At 35.1% G+C, this 402-nt stretch carries 2 rRNA genes; both read right to left on the bottom strand.

The annotated features are described in order from the left end of the window. A 16S ribosomal RNA gene (locus IDG60_RS02845) occupies positions 1-64 on the bottom strand; the annotation flags it as partial. A 212-nt stretch (positions 65-276) separates the two neighbouring features. Next, positions 277-391, bottom strand: a 5S ribosomal RNA gene (gene rrf / locus IDG60_RS02840). Between the last annotated feature and the right edge of the window lie 11 nt (positions 392-402).

The following is a 402-nucleotide window of genomic DNA, read 5'->3' as shown; positions in this document are numbered from 1 at the left end:
CGACTTGCATGTATTAGGCACGCCGCCAGCGTTCATCCTGAGCCAGGATCAAACTCTCCATAAAAATTATGATGTTTGATTAGCTCATAAATACTAAATAATGTTTGTAACTTATAGTTACGTTTTTTGGAATTAACGTTGACATATTGTCATTCAGTTTTCAATGTTCATTTTTCTTACCGACAAGAATTAATTATACATTTTATTAACATTTAAGTCAATAACTTTTTTTATCTTGTCCATTTTATTTTTTAACCACAATTTGATTAAAAAACTGCCTGGCAACGTTCTACTCTAGCGGAACGTAAGTTCGACTACCATCGACGCTAAGGAGCTTAACTTCTGTGTTCGGCATGGGAACAGGTGTGACCTCCTTGCTATAGTCACCAGACATATGAATGT

The organism is Staphylococcus sp. EG-SA-2 (assembly GCF_017152085.1).
Note: the sequence above shows the minus strand (reverse complement) of the source record. Positions and strands in the feature narration are given on the sequence as shown.